1 protein-coding gene is annotated in these 1,116 nt (G+C 68.6%); it reads right to left on the bottom strand.

The window, feature by feature from the left end; all coding sequences use genetic code 11:
- On the bottom strand, positions 1-1,003 hold a 1,003-nt coding region (locus D8M29_RS12575), incomplete at its 3' end, for an IS481 family transposase (RefSeq protein WP_127435664.1).
- Between the last annotated feature and the right edge of the window lie 113 nt (positions 1,004-1,116).

Here is a 1,116-nt window from a genome sequence, read left to right on the forward strand (position 1 = left end):
TGTAAGAGGTCATGACGTTGTTGACTCGGGCCGGGGCCAACGAGGCCGGCGGGGCGTCCCCGCAGGAGGTATGAGGCCGATGGTAGTTGTAGTGGTTCACCCACACCGCCAACGCCTCACGCCGGGCCGTCTCTGAGGTATACGGGCGGGCGTAGAGGACCTCATCGACCATCAGCCGGTTGTACCTCTCCACCTTCCCGTTATGGCGCGGGGTGTATGGGCGGATCCGGTGATGCCGGCCCCCGAGCGAGACCACCTTCGCGGTGAAGTCCGCAGCCCGATAGTTGTTCCCGTTGTCCGTGACCACCCGGTCCACGGTGATGCCGTGGGCGGCGAAGAACGCCCGCGCCCGGCAGAAGAACCCGATCGTGGTCACCGTCCGCTCATCCTCCAACGCCTCGGTGTAGGCCAGGCGGGTGTACCCGTCGATCGCCGAGTGCAGGTAGGTGTAGCCGACCCGTCGGCCAGGCCCGCGCTTGGCTGCTCGCGCGTTCTCGGAGTCCCGTCCGTGAGCACGCCAGCCGCCCCCGTCAGGGATGCGCCCGATCTTCTTCACGTCCAGGTGCACCATGTGCCCCGGGCCGCGGGCGGTGATCTTCTGCGGTCGTTGGCGCAGGTCCTCACCCGTGGGCGCGAGGTCTGGCAACCGGGAGATGCCCAGCCGGTGCAGCCACCTGCCCACCGTTCGGAGGCACACCCGGTGGCCTTCAGAGACGAGGTGGTGATGGATCCGGCGGGCCGACCACTTCTCCCTGCGACGCAGGGTCTGGATCTGGGCCACCACCTCGGGGTCGAGCTGGGCGGGAGAGCGTCGTGGCCGGCAGGAGCGGTCTTGCAGTCCTGCCTCGCCCTCGGCGCGGTAGCGGGCCACCCAGGTGGCCACCGTGGGGCGGCTGACGCGGAACTCGGCGGCGACATGGGCTTGGGGGATCCCGTCGTGCAGGTGGCGGTGGACCATCCTGAGACGGCCGGTGGGGGTCAGGGGTGCGTTAGCGTGGGTCATGAGCGGGCTCTTTCCAGCGGATGGGTTGTTGAGGAACTTCCATCCTGCCGGGCGGGGCCCGCTCGTCTCATCTCAGCCCGGGCCTCGTGCCAAGAACCTCATGACCCACAACA

Origin of the sequence: Micrococcus sp. HSID17227 (genome assembly GCF_003989405.1) — a bacterium.
Classification (GTDB): Bacteria; Actinomycetota; Actinomycetes; order Actinomycetales; family Micrococcaceae; genus Micrococcus; species Micrococcus luteus.